Origin of the sequence: Pseudomonas frederiksbergensis, assembly GCF_003732275.1 — a bacterium.
GTDB lineage: Bacteria > Pseudomonadota > Gammaproteobacteria > Pseudomonadales > Pseudomonadaceae > Aquipseudomonas > Aquipseudomonas frederiksbergensis_H.
Genome location: NZ_MOBM01000040.1, coordinates 144,239 through 163,641, shown reverse-complemented (window position 1 = coordinate 163,641; position 19,403 = coordinate 144,239). Strand labels below are relative to the sequence as shown.

At 57.5% G+C, this 19,403-nt stretch carries 18 protein-coding genes and 1 pseudogene; 11 read left to right on the top strand and 8 right to left on the bottom strand.

The window, feature by feature from the left end; genetic code table 11:
• The first annotated feature begins 64 nt into the window (after positions 1-64).
• Entirely contained in the window at positions 65-832 is a 768-nt protein-coding gene (locus BK662_RS31815; RefSeq protein WP_123360877.1) for a tetratricopeptide repeat protein, read from the top strand.
• Positions 833-958: 126 nt separating this feature from the next.
• Here the strand turns inward: BK662_RS31815 and BK662_RS31810 are convergent.
• The 3 genes and pseudogenes from BK662_RS31810 to BK662_RS31800 all read right to left on the bottom strand — a co-directional run.
• Positions 959-1,531, bottom strand: a pseudogene (locus BK662_RS31810) (tetratricopeptide repeat protein); the annotation flags it as partial.
• A 161-nt stretch (positions 1,532-1,692) separates the two neighbouring features.
• Complete coding sequence (gene proP, locus BK662_RS31805; RefSeq protein WP_123360876.1) at positions 1,693-3,195, bottom strand: glycine betaine/L-proline transporter ProP; 1,503 nt, start codon at positions 3,193-3,195, stop codon at positions 1,693-1,695.
• A gap of 259 nt (positions 3,196-3,454) precedes the next feature.
• Positions 3,455-4,069 carry an FMN-dependent NADH-azoreductase gene (locus BK662_RS31800; protein ID WP_123360875.1) on the bottom strand — a complete coding sequence of 205 codons (615 nt, stop codon included), beginning with the start codon at positions 4,067-4,069 and terminating at the stop codon, positions 3,455-3,457.
• Positions 4,070-4,208: 139 nt separating this feature from the next.
• On the opposite strand from BK662_RS31800, the gene BK662_RS31795 reads away from it, so the two are divergent.
• Both BK662_RS31795 and BK662_RS31790 read left to right on the top strand, forming a co-directional pair.
• A complete protein-coding gene (locus tag BK662_RS31795; protein ID WP_123360874.1) occupies positions 4,209-5,108 on the top strand; it encodes a LysR family transcriptional regulator in 900 nt (299 codons plus the stop codon).
• A 412-nt stretch (positions 5,109-5,520) separates the two neighbouring features.
• Positions 5,521-6,090, top strand: coding sequence for a DJ-1/PfpI family protein (locus BK662_RS31790; protein WP_123360873.1), 570 nt, complete (start codon positions 5,521-5,523; stop codon positions 6,088-6,090).
• 31 nt (positions 6,091-6,121) lie between these two features.
• On the opposite strand, the gene BK662_RS31785 is transcribed toward BK662_RS31790, so the two are convergent.
• Positions 6,122-7,711 (bottom strand): winged helix-turn-helix domain-containing protein, encoded by a 1,590-nt coding sequence (locus tag BK662_RS31785; protein ID WP_185047218.1) that lies wholly within the window; start codon positions 7,709-7,711, stop codon positions 6,122-6,124.
• Positions 7,712-7,955: 244 nt separating this feature from the next.
• On the opposite strand from BK662_RS31785, the gene BK662_RS31780 reads away from it, so the two are divergent.
• The 4 genes from BK662_RS31780 to BK662_RS31765 all read left to right on the top strand — a co-directional run bounded on the left by BK662_RS31780 (position 7,956) and on the right by BK662_RS31765 (position 11,998).
• On the top strand, positions 7,956-8,717 hold the full coding sequence (locus tag BK662_RS31780) for an SDR family oxidoreductase (protein ID WP_123360872.1): 762 nt from the start codon (positions 7,956-7,958) through the stop codon (positions 8,715-8,717).
• An 82-nt stretch (positions 8,718-8,799) separates the two neighbouring features.
• Positions 8,800-9,213, top strand: a complete 414-nt coding sequence (locus BK662_RS31775; protein ID WP_123360871.1) for a cupin domain-containing protein — start codon at positions 8,800-8,802, stop codon at positions 9,211-9,213.
• Positions 9,214-9,308: 95 nt separating this feature from the next.
• Positions 9,309-10,406, top strand: coding sequence for an HlyD family secretion protein (locus BK662_RS31770; protein ID WP_123360870.1), 1,098 nt, complete (start codon positions 9,309-9,311; stop codon positions 10,404-10,406).
• The gene (locus BK662_RS31765) at positions 10,403-11,998 is read left to right on the top strand and encodes a DHA2 family efflux MFS transporter permease subunit (protein ID WP_123360869.1); all 1,596 of its coding nucleotides are present in this window, start codon (positions 10,403-10,405) and stop codon (positions 11,996-11,998) included. The genes BK662_RS31770 and BK662_RS31765 overlap by 4 nt, the downstream gene beginning before the upstream one ends.
• A gap of 56 nt (positions 11,999-12,054) precedes the next feature.
• Here the strand turns inward: BK662_RS31765 and BK662_RS31760 are convergent, their stop codons facing one another.
• The gene (locus BK662_RS31760) at positions 12,055-13,065 is read right to left on the bottom strand and encodes an aldo/keto reductase (protein WP_123360868.1); all 1,011 of its coding nucleotides are present in this window, start codon (positions 13,063-13,065) and stop codon (positions 12,055-12,057) included.
• Positions 13,066-13,157: 92 nt separating this feature from the next.
• Between BK662_RS31760 and BK662_RS31755 the strand changes: the two genes are divergently transcribed.
• The gene (locus tag BK662_RS31755; RefSeq protein WP_123360867.1) at positions 13,158-14,060 is read left to right on the top strand and encodes a LysR family transcriptional regulator; all 903 of its coding nucleotides are present in this window, start codon (positions 13,158-13,160) and stop codon (positions 14,058-14,060) included.
• Between the two features lie 114 nt (positions 14,061-14,174).
• Here the strand turns inward: BK662_RS31755 and BK662_RS31750 are convergent, their stop codons facing one another.
• The gene (locus tag BK662_RS31750; RefSeq protein WP_123360866.1) at positions 14,175-14,891 is read right to left on the bottom strand and encodes a class I SAM-dependent methyltransferase; all 717 of its coding nucleotides are present in this window, start codon (positions 14,889-14,891) and stop codon (positions 14,175-14,177) included.
• A gap of 476 nt (positions 14,892-15,367) precedes the next feature.
• Here BK662_RS31750 and BK662_RS31745 point away from each other — a divergent pair, with 476 nt between their 5' ends.
• Positions 15,368-15,811: a PRC-barrel domain-containing protein gene (locus BK662_RS31745; RefSeq protein WP_123360865.1), complete on the top strand. Its 444-nt coding sequence runs from the start codon at positions 15,368-15,370 to the stop codon at positions 15,809-15,811.
• 168 nt (positions 15,812-15,979) lie between these two features.
• On the opposite strand, the gene BK662_RS31740 is transcribed toward BK662_RS31745, so the two are convergent.
• Positions 15,980-16,873 (bottom strand): LysR substrate-binding domain-containing protein, encoded by an 894-nt coding sequence (locus tag BK662_RS31740; RefSeq protein ID WP_123360864.1) that lies wholly within the window; start codon positions 16,871-16,873, stop codon positions 15,980-15,982.
• Positions 16,874-16,981: 108 nt separating this feature from the next.
• On the opposite strand from BK662_RS31740, the gene BK662_RS31735 reads away from it, so the two are divergent.
• The gene (locus BK662_RS31735; protein ID WP_123360863.1) at positions 16,982-17,356 is read left to right on the top strand and encodes a tautomerase family protein; all 375 of its coding nucleotides are present in this window, start codon (positions 16,982-16,984) and stop codon (positions 17,354-17,356) included.
• A 147-nt stretch (positions 17,357-17,503) separates the two neighbouring features.
• On the opposite strand, the gene BK662_RS31730 is transcribed toward BK662_RS31735, so the two are convergent.
• Entirely contained in the window at positions 17,504-18,466 is a 963-nt protein-coding gene (locus tag BK662_RS31730) for an AraC family transcriptional regulator ligand-binding domain-containing protein (protein WP_123360862.1), read from the bottom strand.
• Between the two features lie 67 nt (positions 18,467-18,533).
• Here BK662_RS31730 and BK662_RS31725 point away from each other — a divergent pair, with 67 nt between their 5' ends.
• On the top strand, positions 18,534-19,388 hold the full coding sequence (locus tag BK662_RS31725; protein ID WP_123360861.1) for a sterol desaturase family protein: 855 nt from the start codon (positions 18,534-18,536) through the stop codon (positions 19,386-19,388).
• Positions 19,389-19,403: the final 15 nt, after the last annotated feature.

Sequence of the window (19,403 nt, the reverse complement as noted above, 5' to 3'; positions counted from 1 at the left end):
TGCCGAGCAGCGCTGTGGTCTGCATTACGGCAGTGCCTGCGAGTTCAGTCGAGTCCGCCCCCTGATGCCAACCAAGAGTTTTCTGCCCGGCCTCATCCTGGTGTTCTGCACCGTCGCGTCGTTTTGTTCTGTCGCTGCCGAGCGAAGAGCGCCCGCGCAAAGCAACAGCGCATCAACCACCCTGATCGAAACAGCCTCGCGGCAGTATGAAAATGGCCAATTGGACCAGGCCGCCGCCACGCTGGAGCGTGCCCTGCATATCCAGCCGAACAATCCCGCGACTCTGCATTACCTCGGTGTGTTGCGTCTTCAGCAGGGGGAGTACCAGCAGGCTGAAACCTTGGCGGTGCGCTCGAACATGCGGGTTGGTCGCAACGTCGAGTTACGCAACCGCAACTTCCAATTGATCCAGGCGGCGCAGCAGGCCCAGTCTTCGGGGACCCCACCCAATGCCAAAGAGGACCTGGTCGCGGTACAGAAGGGGCTGGAAGAGGAGACCCACAGGCGCCGCGAAGTGGAAATGGCGGCTGTTGAGCAATCCACTCCGGACACTGGGCGCGACGCTGGCAACTTCGCTAGCGCAGAGACAGATCGGGTTTCGGATGTACCGACGGCTGGCAGAGCCGGGCCCGAAGGAAAATTGCAAATGGCTAGTGTCGAGCCAGAGCGGGCATACGCTGAGGTTGAGATTCCCCGCGGCCATATGCCGCCTCCGGGCAAATGCCGAATTTGGTTTCCTGATCGCCCGCCGGGGCATCAGCCTGCACCCGGCAAATGCAAGAAGCTGCGATATCGAGTTCCCTCAGGAGCCTACCTGGTGCGCGGTTTCTGAATGTCCAAATCTGGCCGACCATTTGTCCCGAAACTTGCGCTTGCTCGGTGAGGTTCAAGACGGTATCTACGGTAGGGAATTCCCGCGTTGGTTTTAGCAAGCCATTCGCAGTTCACCGAACCACAGTCACTCCGGCAACCCAGCCAGCCGCAACCCATCAGCAAACCGCGCAAAATCCTCAGGACGCTGGATTGGCAACCAGTCCTTCAGGTTAGAAACGCGCAAGGACGGATCCAGCTCATGCAAACGCTGCATCGCCTGCTTCGCTTTGTCCATGCGTCCGCTGAGTGCATGACTGGCCGCGATCAGGGCAACCGATGCCAGGAGGCAGGGCAGGTTCCTCAGCGCCTTTTCCGCCCAGACAGAAGCGGCATCGAAGCGCCCGGCGACGAAGTGTGCGAGCGCCATTCCGACCTGCATCCTGAACATTTCCGGATCCAGCGGACTCAAGCGAACGGCATGGGTCAGATGCTCAATGGCGGCGTCTGTTTCACCGCGCAGTGCGCGCAGGATACCGCCCAGGAACCAGGCGGGGGCGAGGTTGGGGTTGAGCAGGCGTGCCCTGTCGAGCAGGGCGATGCCGCCATCGACATCGCCGGCGAGATGGGCAAGTGCATGTCCGGCTCGCGTCAGCGCCACCGCATCATCCCGGCCGAGCTCCACCGCCAAACGCGCAAGTCGTGCGCCCTCGGCGATTTCTGCTTTCGGCCCAGAGTGTATAAAAACGCATCCGATAGATCACGCGCTTACCCTCAGTCTGTTTTTTGCCAGCCCGATGGCTGTAGTCATATGCTACCGCGTAGTCGATTGGGTTTCTGTGGACAGAATTGGACGGTAGCCTCTGCACGATAGTGCCCCTGTTATTCGATTCGCGGATGCTGCTGTACGAGATGCTCACGTTTAGTTTTCAGCTCAGCGATTTCTGCGTCGATGTCCTCGATCTTCTGCTCGATATTGTCGTGATGTTCCTCCAACAGTTCTTGCGCTTCCTCGATGTCGGAAGCCGCCGGAGCTGCACCACGCAGCGGTTTTTTTGCTGTTTCTTTCATCGTCACGCCGGTAATCAGACCCACCACGGCAATCACCATCAGGTAGTAGGCCGGCATGTACAGATTTTGCGTGCTTTCCACCAGCCAGGCCACGGCGGCAGGGGTCAGGCCCGCGATCAACACCGAGACGTTGAAGGCGCTGGCCAGGGCGCTGTAGCGGATGTGAGTGGGAAACATCGCCGGAAGGGTGGAAGCCATCACGCCGATGAAAAAGTTGAGCAGCACCGCCAGCATCAACAAACCGGAAAAGATCAGACCGATCTTGCCGCTGTTGATCAGCATGAAGGCCGGGATGGCGAGGAAGAACAGACCGACGCTACCGCAGATAATGAAGGGGCGGCGCCCAATCTTGTCGCTGATGAGCCCGATCATCGGCTGGACGAATAACATCCCGACCATGATCGCGATGATGATCAACACGCCGTGATTTTCGCTGTAGTGCAAGTTGTGTGTCAGATAGCTCGGCATGTAGGTAAGCAGCATGTAGTAGGTGACGTTGGTAGCTACCACTACGCCGATGCAGGTCATCAGACTGCGCCAGTGCTGGGTGGCCACTTCCTTGAAAGACACTTTCGGGCCCCTGGCGAGGCCTTCGCGATCACCCTGTTCCAGTTGCTCGACATGCTGCTGGAACGCCGGTGTTTCTTCCAACGCGTGACGCAGATAGAGCCCGATCATGCCCAGGGGCAGGGCAAGGAAGAAGGGCAGGCGCCAGCCCCATGCCTCGAACTGCTCTTCGCCCAGAATGGTGGAAATCAGCACGACCAGACCTGCGCCGAAGACGAAGCCGGCAATCGAGCCGAAGTCCAGCCAGCTACCAAGGAAACCGCGCTTGCGATCCGGGGCATATTCGGCGACGAAGATCGAGGCGCCGGTGTATTCACCGCCCACTGAAAAACCTTGGGCCATTTTAGCGAGCAGCAGGAGGATCGGCGCCCAGATGCCAATCGAGGCATACGATGGAATCAACCCGATGGCGAAGGTGCTGAGCGACATGATCACGATGGTGGCCGCCAGGACTTTCTGCCGACCGTACTTATCGCCCAACGTACCGAAAAACAAACCGCCAAGAGGTCTGATCAGGAAGGGAACCGAGAAGGTGGCCAACGCGGCAATCATCTGCACACCGGGATCAGCGCCGGGGAAAAATACCTTGCCAAGAACATAGGCAACAAACCCATAGACGCCGAAATCGAACCACTCCATCGCGTTGCCGAGTGCAGCGGCCGTGATCGCCTTGCGCATTTTCGCGTCGTCGACAATGGTGATGTCTTCCAATCCGATCGGATTGACGGTTTTCTCACGTGATTTCATGCGAGCCACTCTGTAACTGAATCTGTCCTGATGCAAACTGCTGAGCTCCGGTGTGGTGCAGCCCAGACGGGTTTGCTTTTGCCGATGCCATCTTTTTGATGGCACGGCTTCTTACTGATCAGATACAAGAGAACACGAAAAAATTCACATCTCGCCGTTATTTTTGCTAGTGGCGACAGCTGTCAACGCATCTGATCGAAACGAAAGAAAGGCCCATATGTCCCCTAGCCCATGCCGGCCGACTCTTCTAAGCGCGTGTCTAAACCAGCGACTGTTGAATTTGATGATCAAATGTATCCAGAAAATCGTGCATGCCGATTTCTCCGAGATCTACAGCTTTAGCGCCGCCGGCCGCAATAAAGGTGACGTCAGTGATACCCAGGACGTTCAGGATCAGTTTCAAATATTGGGTCGCAATGTCACGGTCTCTAATCGGCGAGCCGCTGGTGTATACACCTCCCGAGGCGAGCAGCACCGTTGCCTTTTTACCGGTCACCAGCCCTTTACCATCAAAGCCCAAGGTCAGGCCTTTACGCACCACGTGATCTAGCCACGCCTTGAGCGCCGCGGGGACGTTATAGTTGTAGACCGGCGTTGAAATAACCACGTGATCGGTTTCCAGCAACTCGGCTGCAAGCTCATCGGATAGCTGCAACACGGCTTTCATTTCAGGCGAGTGTTGGGTTTCTGGGGTGAAGTAAGCCTGTAACCAGGGAGCCGTCACGAATGTAAGTGGAGTGTCCGTCAGATCCCGTATTTTGATGGCGCCCCCAGGGTGTGCAGCTTCCCATGCGGCCACAAATCGGCGAGTGAGCTGCCGGGAGATTGAAGCATCCCCACGTGAGCTGGTTTCAATGGTGAGAAGCCTGGACATGAAAGTAACTCCTGCGCGGTTACGCGGCGGTATGTTTTGCGTTGTCGCTTTAGGCGATGTGCGACACACTCTACCCAATGCGATCTCTACGCAGGAGTGATGTAAATATGATTGAATCCATCTGTTTAAGTGATGGGTCATGATCGGAAATCTCAGCTTGGATCAGTTGCGGATCCTTGTAACCATTGCTGAAACAGGCAGTTTCTCGGCAACAGGACGTCACCTGCGGCGTGCTCAATCTGCCATTAGCCAGTCGATTGCCACACTTGAGTCCGTTCAAGGTGTGAGGCTGTTTGATCGCAGCGGCCATCGTCCAACTCTCACTGAGGTAGGTAGAGTGCTAGTGGTTCAAGCGCGCGCAGTGCTGGCAAGCGCTGCCCAGTTTGAAGCAATGGCCGCAAGTACAGCATCAGGGGTTGAGCCGGAGTTGGCTCTCGCCATAGACCCTTTAGTCCCTAGCGCACCGCTCATCGAAAGCCTGCGCGCTATCCGAGAGGCTTTTCCGCATCTGGCAGTGAGTTTTTCTACAGAAGGCTTAGGCGGTGCAGAGCGCCGATTGCGCAACGGCGATGCGGCACTGGCGCTTTGCACATTGATTCCGACAGTGCCCGACGATATCACCGCACAGCCGCTGCTCAGCGTCGACTTGAGGCCAGTAGTAGCCAGCGGGCATCCCCTGGCTATGTTAGGCCGTCGGGCAACAAGCGCAGACCTCAAGCCTTATGTGCAACTGGTACTTTCCGATCCGGTTTCTCCCGACAGCCCTAGCTATGGGGTGACGGGCAGTCACCAGTGGCGGTTTGTAGATTTGGCACGGCGGCTGGATTTTTTGCTCGCCGGGTTCGGTTGGTGCCGAATGCCAGAGCATCTGATTGCGGATCATCTGGCTTCAGGACGCCTCCTACCGCTTGAATTAACCGCCGAACTTCAGCGCACACCAGACACACTTACGATCTACGCAGCGCACATGCAAAATCGCTCTTTAGGGAAAGCAGGCCGATGGCTTCTGAATGATCTGACCCGTCGTCTGTGCATGTGACGATACGAAGACGACTAACGTTAGCGGTTTGGTTATCCCGTTGGCCAAAGGGCTGATGCGGTTAATCGAACCGGTTGTGCAGGGACTGCCCGGGCCGTGATCGTCTATGCGTATTTCGCAAGCCAAGGTGTGATGCCTGCCCGCTTACATCGCTCCGAACTTTTTTTCGATCTTTTTTCAGTCGCAAGCTGGACTTAAAATCGCGCTTCTACGAGAAATCCACATCTGCTGACGTGCCGATAAATTTCAGAGTTAAGGTAGACGCATACACTTCGATTTTGGCGAAGCGTTTTTACACACTCTGGGCCGATAGCTGCCTGTCACGACGACCGTCAGAAAGCGACCCAAAGCAGCCCTTGATGTCTGTTTGTTGTCGCCATATGTTATCGGCATTCATGGAGGATTCTGACTGATGGCACGCGTGAGTTTGATACTGACACCCGGTTTTGCGGACTGGGAATATGCTTTCATTGCTGGAACTGCGTCCCCGTTTTACGGGATCGACGTCAGGTTTTTCGCTTCTGCTACGGGGCAGTTCCGCTCGCAGGGTGGATTGGCTGTAACGGTCGATAGCAGTTTGCAACAATGTCTGGATTGGAAACCGGACGTTGTTGTCGTCATTGGAGGAATGGTCTGGGAACGTGCAGAAGCACCGGATATTCGAGGCTTTCTTCATGCTAGTCGCTCAAGTGGAGCGACAATTGCCGGTATCTGTGGGGGAACGCTGGCACTTGCGAGGGCCGGGCTTCTCGACACGGTTCCTCATACCTCGAACAGCGCTGACTTCTTACAACAGAATGCCGTAGGTTATGAAGGGCGCACGCTTTATCGAAACAGTCCAGTCGCTGTGATTGCAGACCGCATCATAACTGCTCCAGGCCCTGCGCCCGTTAGCTTCACCTGCGCAGTGTTCGAAGCTGCCGGGCTATCTTCAGAGATCATTTCTCAGTTCAGGTCAATGTTGGCAGCGGAACACGGGTGAATCGGGTGTTGGATCAGGTACCGAACCGCAGTCACTCAGGCAACCCAGCCAGCCGCAACCCATCAGCGAACCGCGCAAAATCCTCAGGACGCTGGATTGGCAGCCAATCCTTCAGGTTAGAAACGCGCAAGGACGGATCCAGCTCGTGCAAACGCTGCATCGCCTGCTTCGCTTTGTCCATGCGTCCGCTGAGTGCGTGACTGGCCGCGATCAGGGCAACCGATGCCAGGAGGCAGGGCAGGTTCCTCAGCGCCTTTTCCGCCCAGTCAGAAGCGGGATCAAAGCGCCCGGCGACGAAGTGTGCGAGCGCCATCCCGACCTGCATCCTGAACATTTCCGGATCCAGCGGACTCAAGCGAACGGCATGGGTCAGATGCTCGATGGCGGCGTCTGTTTCGCCGCGCAGTGCGCGCAGGATACCGCCCAGGAACCAGGCGGGGGCGAGGTTGGGGTTGAGCAGGCGTGCCCTGTCGAGCAGGGCAATGCCGCCATCGACATCGCCGGCGAGATGGGCAAGTGCATGTCCGGCTCGCGTCAGCGCCACCGCATCATCCCGGCCGAGCTCTACTGCCAGACGCGCAAGTCGTGCGCCCTCGGCGATTTCTTGAGGCCGATCGGTCATCCAGCCATTCAACTTGCGCCAGAAGTGGCACCAGGCCGCCATGCCATAGGCCGATGCGAACTCCGGATCGAGCTCGATGGCCTTGTAGAACAACGGCAGCGCTTCCTCAATGGCTTCGCGGGTGCCGTTGTGCAGTTTCGGCATTCCGCGCAGGTAATAGTCGTATGCGTCCAGGCTTTCTGTCGGTTTGCGCTTGGCGCGCTCGATTTCCGCCCGTTCCAGCTGCGGCGCTATGGCGCCGACGACGCTTTCGGCGATTTGATCCTGCAGCTCGAAGATGTCGTGGAGCATTCCTTCAAAGCGCTCCGCCCAGATATGCGTCCCGGTCGTCGCGTCGATGAGCTGCCCGGTGATGCGTATCTTGTTCCCGGACTTGCGCACGCTACCTTCCAGCACATAACGCACGCCGAGCGTCTGGCCGACGCCCTGGACGTCCACGTCCCGACCCTTGTAGGTGAAGCTCGAATTGCGCGCGATGACGAACAGCCAGCGGATACGCGACAGGGCGGCGATGATGTCCTCCACCATGCCGTCGGCGAAATACTCCTGCTCCGGATCGCCGCTCAGGTTGTGGAAGGGCAGGACGGTAATGGAGGGTTTGTCCGGCAGGACGAGGGTGGGTGGAGGTGTTTGCTTCAGGTCCACGGGCGCCGGTTCTTCGATGTCAGGCTGTCGCGTTTCTCCGACCTCATCCACCTTGATCTCGCCGATGAAGCGATAGCCCTTACGGGCGACAGTGCGCACCAGGCGCTGCTCCTCGCCGGTATCGCCGATGGCCTTGCGCACCGCATTGATGTGGCTGGTGATCGTCGATTCCGAGACGATCCGACCGCTCCACACTGCCTTTAGCAGGTCGTCCTTGCTCATGACGCGATCACTGTTGCTGACGAGCTGCAGCAATAGATCGAAGACCTGCGGCCCGACAGCCACGACTTGCCCGCGCAAGGTCAGTTCCCGGCGCTGCTGATCGAGCACGTAGTCTTCAAACACGAATGGCAAGGTGAGAATCCCCTGGTCGAGCGCCCCCGACTCCGTGTCTGAGCTGGCGATTAGTAAGTGGTATCGAATAATACGACAGCGTGTAATCCACTGCACCGTCCAGCAAGGGACGCCAGTCTTTGGACGAAAAACCAAGCTTGCCTCAAGGCAAACCCAAGGCCGGTACAAGGACTTGCCTGACACGCGCTGGCACTCTCGATCTACATCGACGGCAATGGTTGCCGTCGAGAAGCGGAGAGAAACCATGAAGATCGTCGTCATTGGAGGCACCGGCCTCATCGGATCGAAACTTGTGAATATCCTCCGCGAGCGCGGCCATGACGTGCTCGCAGCCGCCCCCAGCACGGGCGTGAACAGCATCACCCGCGAGGGCCTGGCCCAGGCGATGGATGGCGCCGATATTGTCGTCGACGTGGCGAACGCGCCTTCGTGGGAAGACCAGGCCGTTCTCGATTTCTTCGAAACGTCGGGCCGTAACCTGCTGGCTGCCGAAGCGGCTGCCGGGGTTCGCCATCACGTAGCCCTGTCGATCGTCGGCAGTGAACGGCTGCCCGAGAATGGCTATTTCCGGGCCAAGGTCGCGCAGGAAAACCTTATCAAGGCGTCCGGCATTCCTTACACCATCCTGCGTGCCACACAGTTCTTCGAGTTTGTCGGCGGCATTGCGCAGGCGGCCACCGTCGGCGAGGAGATTTGCCTGTCGCCGGCGCTGATCCAGCCGATGGCGTCCGACGACGTGGTGGCGGCGCTCGCCGAGGTCACGCTGGCAACGCCGGTCAATGGCACGGTCGAAGTCGCCGGTCCCGAGGCCATGCCGCTCGACGAGCTGGTCAGGCGCTTCCTGCGGGCCACTCAGGACTCGCGCAAGGTCGTGCCGGACGTGCATGCGCGCTACTTCGGTTCGGTGCTCGACGATCAATCGTTGACGCCCGGCAAGAACCCGCGCCTGGGTGCAATCCGCTTCGAGGACTGGCTCGGTCAGTCGACGGCCCAAGCGGCGCGCTGAGGCTACCCAAGACACATCAGGAAAGCGTCGGCCTGGTAACGGGCCGCGCGCTCACAACACCTACGCACCAAGGAGCATTGCCATGTTTACCCGATATCTCTTGGCCGCCGCCTTTGCAGTGCTGTCGATCAGCGCAGCGTCGGCCGCCGAGCCGCCCGCAGGCAAGGTGACGGTCGTATTCGACCGCCCAATTCCCAACATCCCTGGCAAGAGCATGAAGGGCGTGGTGGTCGAGTACGGGCCGGGCGCCGCGTCGCCGGCCCACACGCATCCGAAAACGGCCTTCATTTATGCAACGGTCCTGGAGGGCTCGTTTCGCATCAAAGTCAAAGGCGAGCCGGAAAAGATCTACAACGTCGGCGAAAACTTCGTAGAGGAGCCGGGCTCCGTGCACGAAGTCAGCGCCAACGCCAGCGACACGAAATCCGCACGCCTGTTGGCCGTATTCGTCCTCGACACCGATGAAAAGACGCTCGTTACACCTATCAAAAAGTGAGCCGATCACGCGCTCATGAATGCTCGACAGCCCGGCGGCAGGCCACTACCGCCCGTGGCTGCTGTAGTCCCAGGCATTGAACAGGAAATGAGAACATGAACGCGCTTCAGGACAAGGCCGCCATTGCCACCGGCGCAAGCGTCGAGATCCCTGTCGTGGTGGCGCGGCAAAGCAAGAGAAAGATGATCGGCATCCTGCTGTGCATCGGTGCCGTGGTGGTATTGGCTGGCGGATGGGCCATGGCGTTTTCGAGCGGTACGACCTCCACCGATAACGCTTATGTGCGCGGCGACCTCACCTCGCTCGCCGCCAAGGTTGCCGGCTATGTCACGGCGGTAGAGGTCGAGGACAACCAGACCGTCCGGGCGGGTGACGTGCTGTTCCGGATTGACGATCGGGACTATCGCGCACGGCTTGCGCAGGCAGTGGCCAATGTCAGCGCTGCCGAGGCTCGCCTGACCCATGTCGATGCCGAAACCCAGCTTCAGCGTGCCTTGATTCGACAGGCCGAAGCCCAGCGACGCTCGGCCGCCGCGCAGATGAATCTGGCGGCCAAGACCGATGAGCGCAGCCGCAAACTGATCGTCAGCAACGCGGTCAGCCAAGCCCTCGTCGATGAAACCGGCACGGCACGCTCCAGAGCCGAGGCGACGGTCTCGGCCGCTTCGGCAACGGTCGAGGCTCAACAGCAACGCATCGCCGTCCTTGTGGCCCAGCGAGAAGCTGCCGTTGCTGCTGTGGCGCAGGCACAGGCCGCGCGCGATCTGGCCCAGATCGATCTCGACAGCACCGTGGTACACGCGCCTGTTGATGGCGTTATCGGCAACCGTCAGGTCCGCGTCGGCCGGTTCGTTACGCCGGGTGTTTCGTTGCTCGATATCGTGCCGGTCAATGATGTGTGGGTCGTGGCGAATTTCAAGGAAACCCAGCTTGAACATATCCGCCCCGGTCAGCGCGTGCGGATCACGGTCGACGGCTATCCCGACGGAGCACTTGAAGGCGTGGTCGACAGCTTTGCACCGGGTAGTGGATCGGCGTTCAGCTTGCTGCCCACCGACAACGCAACAGGGAACTTTGTGCGTGTCGTGCAGCGGGTTCCGGTAAAGATCCGGCTTGCCCACAACCCGTTGCCGGGCCGCATCGTCCCTGGCCTGTCCGCGCGGGTCGAGGTTGAGCAAGGGGGCGGCTCATGAACACGGTTGCCAGCGCCACGCGCAGCAACGCCAGCGCTACGACCGGTGTCCTGCTCATGGCGGGCATCGTGCTTGCCACGCTGACGGAAGCGATCGCCAGCACCGTTCTGTCGCTCGGACGCAGCGACATCATCGGCGACACCTATGCAACGCCTGATGAGTTTGCCTGGTTGGATATCGGCTACATCGCGCTCAAGTTGATCGGGTTCATGACCGCCCCTTGGCTGATGAACCGTTTCGCTGCGCGTCAGGTGATCATCAGCTCAATCCTGATCATGGGCCTGGCGTGCGGCATTGCCGCCATCACCGCTCGGCTGGATCTGCTGGTTGCACTTCGGGTGATTCAGGGCTTCGCCGGCGGCACCCTGCTGGTCGGGGGCCAGGCGATCATATTTCGCGCTTATCCGCGGTCCCTTCAGCCAATCCTCCAGGCCCTGTTTGCCATGGGCTCCGTTGTCGCGCCCGCGACACTCGCCCCGGCGCTTCAAGGGTGGTTGATCGATAGCCAATCCTGGACATGGATCTTCTTCAGCGTTGTGCCGATTGCCTTGGCGGCTGCCGGACTTGTGCTGATCGCAGGCGGCCCAATGCCCGCCAAGGTCCGGTGCCGTCCGTTTGACTGGATCGGCTTCTCGCTGATCTCTGCCACTCTGTTGTGTTTCACCTACGTTCTCAGCCAGGGCAGCCGATGGGACTGGTTCGAGGAGCCTCGCATCCTGTGGCTAACCGTGATCGGCGCAGCGGCTTTGCTGGCATTTCTCGGCCAACAGGTGTTGGCCAAAGGGCAGGGCTTGTTCGACTTCACCCTGTTCAAATCGAGCGATTTTTCCTTCGCCTTTATCGTCAGTTTTGTCGCCGGCGCCGTCTTGTTCGGCAGCGCGTTCCTGATTCCGGCGTTCGCCCTGTCGGTCCTCGGGTTCACGCCTACCGATGCCGGTCAGCTGCTGTTGCCCAGTGGCGCGTTTTTTGTCGGTGCGCTTCTCATATCTGCTTGGCTCATGCAGGCCCGCCGCGTTGCGCCGTTCGCCACCGTGCCCTTTGGAATCCTGATGATCATGGTGGCGATGTGGATGCTGTCCGGTTCGACCAGCGAAAGCGGCGCGGACGATATGATGGCGGCTATCCTGTTGCGCGGGTTGGGGCTTGGCTTCCTGTTTCTATCGATCACGCTGATCGCTTTCAGCCACCTCAACAGCCGAAACCTCGCCAGTGGAATAGGCCTTTTCAATACGGGTCGCCAGCTAGGTGGCCTTATCGGGGTCGCAGGGCTCCAGACGCTGATCGACCATAACGTCGTCACCAATGCCGTGGTCCTCGGCGCCAACGTCACCCCAGGCGGGGCCGCGGTCATCGAACGGATGACGACCACGGCAGCCATGCTGAGCGCGAAAGGAATGGATGCAGTGGCCGCTGGCCGGGCAGCGATGAGCCTTCTGGGCCGGTCAGTGACCAGTCAGTCCACGGTGATTGCCTTCGACACAGCGTTCATCGCAGTGGCCCTGCTTTTTGTAATCGCTGCCCCCATTCTGGTCGGCATAAAAATCGGATTCGCGCGATACGAGAAAGTGCGCGCTTCGCGACCTGTAGCGTGAGACAGCCCACCCGCCAGCGATGGCGATGGAGGAGAGCACTCGGACCACCCCGGGTGTCAGGCGGCGGCGCCAGGAACATTTGTTCCCATGCCCGACGGCAGGAACGGTCGAATTTCGTCGATTTCCGCGGCGCTAAGGCGCAACGCCGAGGCTGCAATCAGCCCGTCGACTTGTGCTGGGCGGCGGGCTCCGACAATGGCGCCCGTCACTACCGGTTGGCGAAGTACCCAGGCGATAGCGACCGCCGCAGCACTCACCCCGTGCCTTTCTCCAATGCGTGCCATGACATCAACCAACGTCAGGTTTGCACTCAAACGGGGCTCCTGGAAATCAGCACTTCGGGCCTTGCGCCAATCGTCTTCGGGCAGTTGAGAGATGCGTTCGCGCGTCATGCTGCCGGACAGTAGCCCCGATTGAAGTGTGGAATAGGCAAGGACACCCAATCCGGCCTGTTCACAGAATGGCAGGACGTCTTTCTCGATGTCCCGCATCAAGGCGGAGTACGGCGGCTGGAGCGAAACGATCTCGGTCACCGCCTGCGCCCGCTTGAGTTGAGCGACATCGAAATTCGATACACCGATAGCGCGAATTTTTCCTTGATCGCGCGCGGCTGCCAAAGCCGAAAGCGCCATTTCAATACCTTCACTGCTTGCGTCGGCAGGAAAGGCAGGCCAGTGGATCTGATACAGATCGATCGTCTCGACTTGGAGCCTGCGCAAGCTTGCGTCGATCTCGGCGAGCAAGGATTGGGGGGCCAGGGAGTGCGAAATCTGCTTCGTGACCGGGTCCCAGACCAGGCTGCCTTTGGTGAACACCAAAGGACGCCGAGAGACCGGCACCCGACGCAGCAATTGCCCCACTAATTGCTCCGCATGGCCCAAGCCATAAACCGCAGCGGTGTCAATCCAGTTCACGCCGCGTTCGACGGCATATTCAAGTGCACTCAGGCTGTCCTTGTCATCCTGCGCTCCCCAACTGTATTCCCAGCCGGCGCCGGCGATTGCCCATGTCCCCAAGCCAATAGGCGAAATCAGGAACTCCGATGATCCAAGACGATTCTTTTGCATAGCGACCTCTCCACAAATGATGTGAGCAGTATCCGGGAGAGATCTGATGACGATAAGATGGGTAATCGTATTTGAACTACTGAACGACATTCATGAGTAATCACCCCGATCTCTCTGAACTCGATGCCTTTGCCACCGTCGCTCGCCATCGCAGCTTCCGCAAGGCAGCCGACGAGCGTGGCGTTTCGGCTTCCGCGTTGAGTCATGCGATGCGAGCGTTGGAGGCACGCCTGGGCATCAGGCTGCTGAACCGAACCACTCGTAGCGTGACCCCGACCGAGGCCGGCCAGCAGCTATTGGCGACGCTAGTCCCGACCCTGCACCAGGTTGCCGATGTATTGGCGCAATTGACCTCGATGCAGGAAGTTCCGGCAGGCAAACTCCGCCTCAACGTGGCGCGCCCGGCGGCTCGTATCGTGTTTGCGAAAGTGCTCGCGCCCTTCGTGGCCAGGTATCCACGTATTCAGTTGGACCTGATCACCGACGATGGATTGACCGATATCGTGAACGGTGGATTTGACGCTGGAGTCCGCTTTGGTGAAAGCCTGGCCGGCGACATGATCGCAGTCCCTGTCGGCGCCCCTCAATCGTTCGTGACCGTCGCTGCGGATGCCTATCTGGCCGAAAAGGGGATCGCGCACGCCCCCCGCGACTTGCTCGAGCATGCGTGCATTGCCAGGCGTTTTCCCAGTGGCAAACTTTACGCCTGGGAGTATCAGGCAGACGGTCAACCGATACGGTTATCCGTCACAGGCCCGCTCATTCTGGAAGACGATGCGCTGATGATCCAGGCGGCGAAAGATGGCGCTGGTATTGCCTATGTCTACGAGGAGCTGGCGCGCGACGAAATCCGCAACGGGCATCTCAGAGAAATACTCCAGGAATGGAAAGCACCGCCAAGCCGATTCTTTCTTTATTACCCCAGCCGGCGCCATGTGCCACCGGCCTTGAACGCACTCATCGAATTCATCAGAGCGGGTGACTTGCGAACCTGATTCAGAACCATCGCGACCGGCAGTCTCGATGACTGCTCCGGGTTGAATCCACAGTCGAAAGCAGCCCTTCGGGTCGAACAGCAATCGGTCAGAAGCAGCCACCCGCTTCCAGGTTCAACCCGTTTTACACGTCAACCAGGCACTCCAGAACAGGCTACTGAAGAAACGAGTAGCGCCTCCGAATCCGGCGTCATGCAAAAGTTTTTGAACCGCCGCCTCGGAATGTGGTGGGTCAGCGCCTTGAAGGATTTTCCCAAGCTTGGCCTTCACTTCATCCGAGTTGGCTCCATGCTGCCGCCACCGTTGCCCCCAGGCAGCAAGCAGTAACGGCTGGCTGGCATAAGCATATTGATTCCCCGCGACAATCAACGGCGCACCCGGCTTTAGACGAGCTCGAATGGATCGTAAAATTTCCCGCTTGGTATCATCGCCATCGAGATGATGGAGTACCCCGATCAAAGTGGCTGCGTCATATGAGGCATCTGCAGCCAGGTCTTCAACATGCCCAAGTTGCATGGTCGTCCTTTCAAGCAAATTGTTTGCCTCTAACTGCTGCTTCGCTGCCTCCAGCATCGGCTCAGATGGATCAACAGCAGTGAAGTGCCAACCCGGCTCAAGTTTGGCCATAGCAATAATTTCCTGTGCAGTACCGCCAGCGCCAACCACCAGTATTTTTGTCGAGCTTGAATTGCCGAGGCTTGCCGCCAGCATGCATGCAATCAGGTCGTGGCAGGCGTCATATCCGGCTAGTGCGATACGGCTCTGTCGTCCGTACTCATTGGCTCGAGAGGTATCAAATTTTTCAGCAGCGTTGAGAGGGGATGAATTCAAGGCGGTTCTCCATGTCATCACATCACGCTACGCCACACACAGTCATAATAAAAATTCATTAATTTTATATACTGCATTCCCATAAGGAATGTAGGGCCTGCCAATTTTATGTCTTGCTCCAGATTTTTCTGAACTTTCCCCTATATTAACTGTCATTTAAATAAGTTTGGTCGTAGTGGTGAGCAAAACTTAATCGTCATATTTATGCGTTACATGCAAACCTGTTGCCATTAATGAGAAATCGTTTCATCCATGCATCCATGATATTGATCTGGTTAATGCCAAAAATAAAAACAAGCATCCACATGGATAGCGCACTAATTAAAAGTTGTTGACTTTTTACTCCAACTTGCCATTCGTCGTCATGCAGAAAAAAAATTCAACTTTTTCGAAAGCGGGTGACTCCCACTAATACAGCCATCAAGGCGGTGGGTATATTTTTCTGATTGATTGACGATTGCTGATAGGAGATAACAATGAACTACGAAGATCGCGATACCTATGGCATATACAAAACCAACCTCCTACGAGATGCCGGCTCTGAGGAACAGGGGCCTGGCCCCGACCTGATGGGGGCTGACACACTCATTGGAAATGATGTTTATAACCATAATGAAGAAGACTTGGGAGATATTAAGGAAATCATGCTGGATGTTCGCAGCGGTAGAGTGAGTTATGCTGTTCTATCTTTTGGTGGCTTTCTTAGCATGGGAGAAAAACTGTTTGCGGTGCCTTGGAATGCATTGACACTCGATACAGTAAATAAGCGCTTCGTACTAAACGTAGAGAAAGAGCGCTTGGAAAATGCGCCAGGTTTTGACAAGGACAATTGGCCTAATATGGCTGATGAGTCTTGGGCAACAGAAATCCATTCTTTCTATGGAACTAAACCCTACGATTACGATACTGTTCGGAGATAAAGTATCGACAAAGCTAATGTCCATATCCGAAACGAAGAGTGATGCGCGCCGAGCAAACAACGACGTTGGGGTGCCAAACCCTAAGGCGCGCATTGCGGTGAACACCTCGAGATGTGCTGAATGACAGCCAGTACTACAAGTACCTTGGGTGACTTGCTTTGAACAGCATCAAACGGTGGCGCTCGCAGTAATACTGAACGCCTGCTCTTCCAGACTGGTTTGTATCAACGCAGCCAGTTGTCGGGTGGCAGGCGCCAGGTGTTCTGCTCCACGATAAAGCACATAGCCAAGGGTCGGCAGTGTGGGTAGACCGGCAATGACGGCGAGATGTCCGGGCAGTCCAATGCGGGTTCGCAACGTGAGGCCCAAACCGGCCGCAACGGCCGCCCAGATTCCACCAACGCTGGGGCTGGTCAGCGCGATTCGCCAAGGGATTCGCGCCTCATCCAGTGCCTGGGTTGCCGCGCTGCGCAACACGCAAGGGGCGTCGAACATGATCAATGGCAGGGGAGAATCTACAGAGCAGTTGAGCGATGGCGTGTCACGAGGCCCGATCCAGTGCATCTGCGTTTCACCCAGGCGTTTGGCATAAGGGGATTTGTGCCCTGTGTCCCAAGTCAGGGCCAGGTCCAGGCCACCGCTGTCGATCAACGCAAGCAATTCGGTATTACGCGCGATCCTGACTTCGAGGCTCACCCTCGGGTACATCTTGACGTAGCGTCGCAGAATGTCGCTGAGAAAGTGTTCGCCAAAGTCTTCCTGCAGCCCCAGGCGTACCGTTGCGGCGGTCTGGCTTTCGTGCAGGGTCTGGAAAATGCTGTCGTTCAGTTCAAGCAGTTGGCGGGCATGGCTGAGCAGGGACTCACCCACCGGCGTCAACACCAGCCCTCGACCGGATTTGGACAGCACTGGCGCGCCTATCTGTTCCTCAAGCTTCTTGAGTTGTGCGCTCACCGCTGACGTGGAGCGATTGAGCCGGTCCGCCGCTTTGGCAAAGCTGTTGAATTCCACACCGGTCACGAACGTACGCAGCACATCAAGATCGAAGGTTGGACGGCGCATCGAATCATCCACTAATTCAGGACTATGGTCGCCATTAAATCGGATATTCGGAATTATCGCGACTTGGTAGTTTTCTCCTGTCAGTGGGTTTTTCAGGAGTAGACCGTTATGCCATTTGCACGTATTTCATTGCACCGGGGAAAGTCTGCCGAGTATTTACAGGCCCTCTCACAGGGGTTGCACGACGCGTTGGTAGAAAGCTTCGAAGTGCCGATGGCCGACCGGTTCCAGGTCATTCACCAACATGAAGTGGGCGAACTGGTATTTGATCCCGGCTACCTGGGCGGTCCGCGCAGCCATGACTTTGTGCTGATCGCGATTACTGCCGGTCGCCCTCGAGACATCGAGACGAAACAGCGTTTCTATCGCAACCTGGTCGAGAGACTGAGTCGGGCGCCAGGCATCGACCCTGAGGACGTCATGGTGGTGATTACCACTACCGCGCCAGATGAATGGTCGTTTGGTGGCGGGCGGGGCAACTAGTTTTCTATCAGCGATTTCGAAAATGCCAAGATCGAAGATCGCAGCCTGCGGCAGCTCCTACGGAGATGGCGTATCTCAGGGATGCATGCGGCTGGCGTAGGAGCTGGCGAAGCCTGCGATCTTTTGATTTTCAGCGGCAGATGCCGATTATTTAGCGTCACGCCATCGACTTCGGGCATGGAGATAGGCCGTCAAATCGCTGTAGCCCAATTGAGTCGCAATCTCCGTCAGCGACTCGCCTTGCAACTCAAGATGCAGTTCCAGTTCTGCACGAATCTGATCGAGTAATTGCCTGAAGGTCGTGCCTTGCTCTTCCAGGCGTCTACGTAATGTCCTGGGCGTCTGGTGCAGCGCCTTTGCCAGATTGTCCAGATTTGGAGTTTCACCTCTCGCCAAAGACCGTCGCGCACCTTCGGCAACCTTGGCTGACCAACCGCTGAAGTTGCGATGCGCGGCAATCCGCCGATCCAGCTCCTGAGTCAATAACTCCAACATCCCGTGATGACGGGTCTGCATCGGCAGGCTCAAGCTTTGAGCATGGAAATAGAAGCAGTTAACCGGGCAGTCAAACTCGATACGGTCTCCAAACCACTGGGTGTATTGCTTGTAATACGACGGACGCGAATGCATGAATTTTGCCAGAATCGGCTGCACATCCTGCCCGGTTCCACGTCGCAATTGCGCGATGGACATCACGCCGTAGTGTTCGATGACATACCGCGCCAACTCTCCTGGCGCATCGACGCACAGCTCGATTCCGACGCCGTTTTCATCATTCACCAACCTTACATTGTCGGTGTCCGATGCAAGCGGTGCGTAGCGGGCCCAAAGGTGCATGGACGACAAAACGTCGGGGCTATACAGACAAAGATAAGCCAGGACGTGCCAGTCCTGAGGGGTGAACAGCGCGAACAGTTTTAACCCGATAGCCGGATCAATACGCGCCGCCTCGCGCCACAGCTGATCCAGCTCGATCAGGCTGTAATCCGTGCTTTTTCGGGCAACCTGGTTGTCAAGAAAGCGCTCCAGCACTTGGCCCAGCCTGCCTCGATGAAAGCGCTGGGGGGGGCGATTGGCCGGTTCTAGCTCAATTCTGTCCATTTCGCGCATTGGGAGGGCTGACTCCTGGGTTTCTAATGACATGGCATTGCCCGCAAGGGCCTAAATCGAGAGTGCCATGAATATAACAATGCTCGCCAATAACCCTGCTGTAATCGTGGCCGGGATTTTCCTTGCCTTCATTTTGCTGGAGCTTGCCTGTTCGTCGTTTCGTCAGTCATCAGGCGGTAAACGTGACGTACTCATTGAAGTCGTCGGCTCCGGCATACTGGTGGCGGTCACATTTCCTTTAGTCATGTGGCTAAGTGGCAAGATGCTAAGTCAGGCTGTGCCGGACATGAAGGACGCGTTGGCCGGAATTCCGTGGATGGCAGGATTTGTATTGTTTTTACTGCTCGATGACATGACCCAATACTGGTGGCATCGGCTGACTCACCGGGTTCCCGCACTTTATGCCTTGCACCGTGCGCATCATTCCGCGCCTTATATGAGCGTACGCATCGTCTATCGCAACAACAGTTTCTACTATCTTCTGATGCCCGGCATCTGGTTATCCGGCGTGCTGATTTATCTTGGGCTTGCACCCATTTATTACGTTTATTTGATTCTGAAAATGAGCGTCATCTTCGCTGCACACAGCAGCATTGCATGGGACGACAAACTTTATCGTATCCCCGCGTTACGCCCACTTGTTTGGGTTTTGGAGCGAACCTTCTCCACACCCTCCACTCACTCTGCGCATCACGGTTTGACTGCCGAAGATGGCGTTACCCATTACAAAGGCAATTTCGGCAACCTGTTATTTCTTTGGGACGTACTGTTCGGAACCGCAAAAATTACCCGCCGGCGTCCGCCAGCCTACGGAATCGAACACTTGTCACCGATAAGCTGGAAAGAAGAATTGTTCTGGCCCGTCGTGCGTTCCCGCCGTTCCGCACCCAAGGTCAACGCTAACCAGAAGGTGGCGCGATGAGTCGTCATATCGTTC

Excerpts from the sequence above, each read along its gene's own strand:
- BK662_RS31745 (WP_123360865.1), top strand. The coding sequence starts at position 15,368 with ATGAACTACGAAGATCGCGATACCTATGGCATATACAAAACCAACCTC.
- BK662_RS31755 (WP_123360867.1), top strand. The coding sequence starts at position 13,158 with ATGAGTAATCACCCCGATCTCTCTGAACTCGATGCCTTTGCCACCGTC.
- BK662_RS31815 (WP_123360877.1), top strand. The coding sequence starts at position 65 with ATGCCAACCAAGAGTTTTCTGCCCGGCCTCATCCTGGTGTTCTGCACC.
- BK662_RS31730 (WP_123360862.1), bottom strand. The coding sequence starts at position 18,466 with ATGCGCGAAATGGACAGAATTGAGCTAGAACCGGCCAATCGCCCCCCC.
- BK662_RS31795 (WP_123360874.1), top strand. The coding sequence starts at position 4,209 with ATGATCGGAAATCTCAGCTTGGATCAGTTGCGGATCCTTGTAACCATT.
- BK662_RS31780 (WP_123360872.1), top strand. The coding sequence starts at position 7,956 with ATGAAGATCGTCGTCATTGGAGGCACCGGCCTCATCGGATCGAAACTT.
- proP (WP_123360876.1), bottom strand. The coding sequence starts at position 3,195 with ATGAAATCACGTGAGAAAACCGTCAATCCGATCGGATTGGAAGACATC.
- BK662_RS31735 (WP_123360863.1), top strand. The coding sequence starts at position 16,982 with ATGCCATTTGCACGTATTTCATTGCACCGGGGAAAGTCTGCCGAGTAT.
- BK662_RS31790 (WP_123360873.1), top strand. The coding sequence starts at position 5,521 with ATGGCACGCGTGAGTTTGATACTGACACCCGGTTTTGCGGACTGGGAA.
- BK662_RS31725 (WP_123360861.1), top strand. The coding sequence starts at position 18,534 with ATGAATATAACAATGCTCGCCAATAACCCTGCTGTAATCGTGGCCGGG.
- BK662_RS31775 (WP_123360871.1), top strand. The coding sequence starts at position 8,800 with ATGTTTACCCGATATCTCTTGGCCGCCGCCTTTGCAGTGCTGTCGATC.
- BK662_RS31800 (WP_123360875.1), bottom strand. The coding sequence starts at position 4,069 with ATGTCCAGGCTTCTCACCATTGAAACCAGCTCACGTGGGGATGCTTCA.
- BK662_RS31770 (WP_123360870.1), top strand. The coding sequence starts at position 9,309 with ATGAACGCGCTTCAGGACAAGGCCGCCATTGCCACCGGCGCAAGCGTC.
- BK662_RS31740 (WP_123360864.1), bottom strand. The coding sequence starts at position 16,873 with ATGCGCCGTCCAACCTTCGATCTTGATGTGCTGCGTACGTTCGTGACC.
- BK662_RS31760 (WP_123360868.1), bottom strand. The coding sequence starts at position 13,065 with ATGCAAAAGAATCGTCTTGGATCATCGGAGTTCCTGATTTCGCCTATT.
- BK662_RS31765 (WP_123360869.1), top strand. The coding sequence starts at position 10,403 with ATGAACACGGTTGCCAGCGCCACGCGCAGCAACGCCAGCGCTACGACC.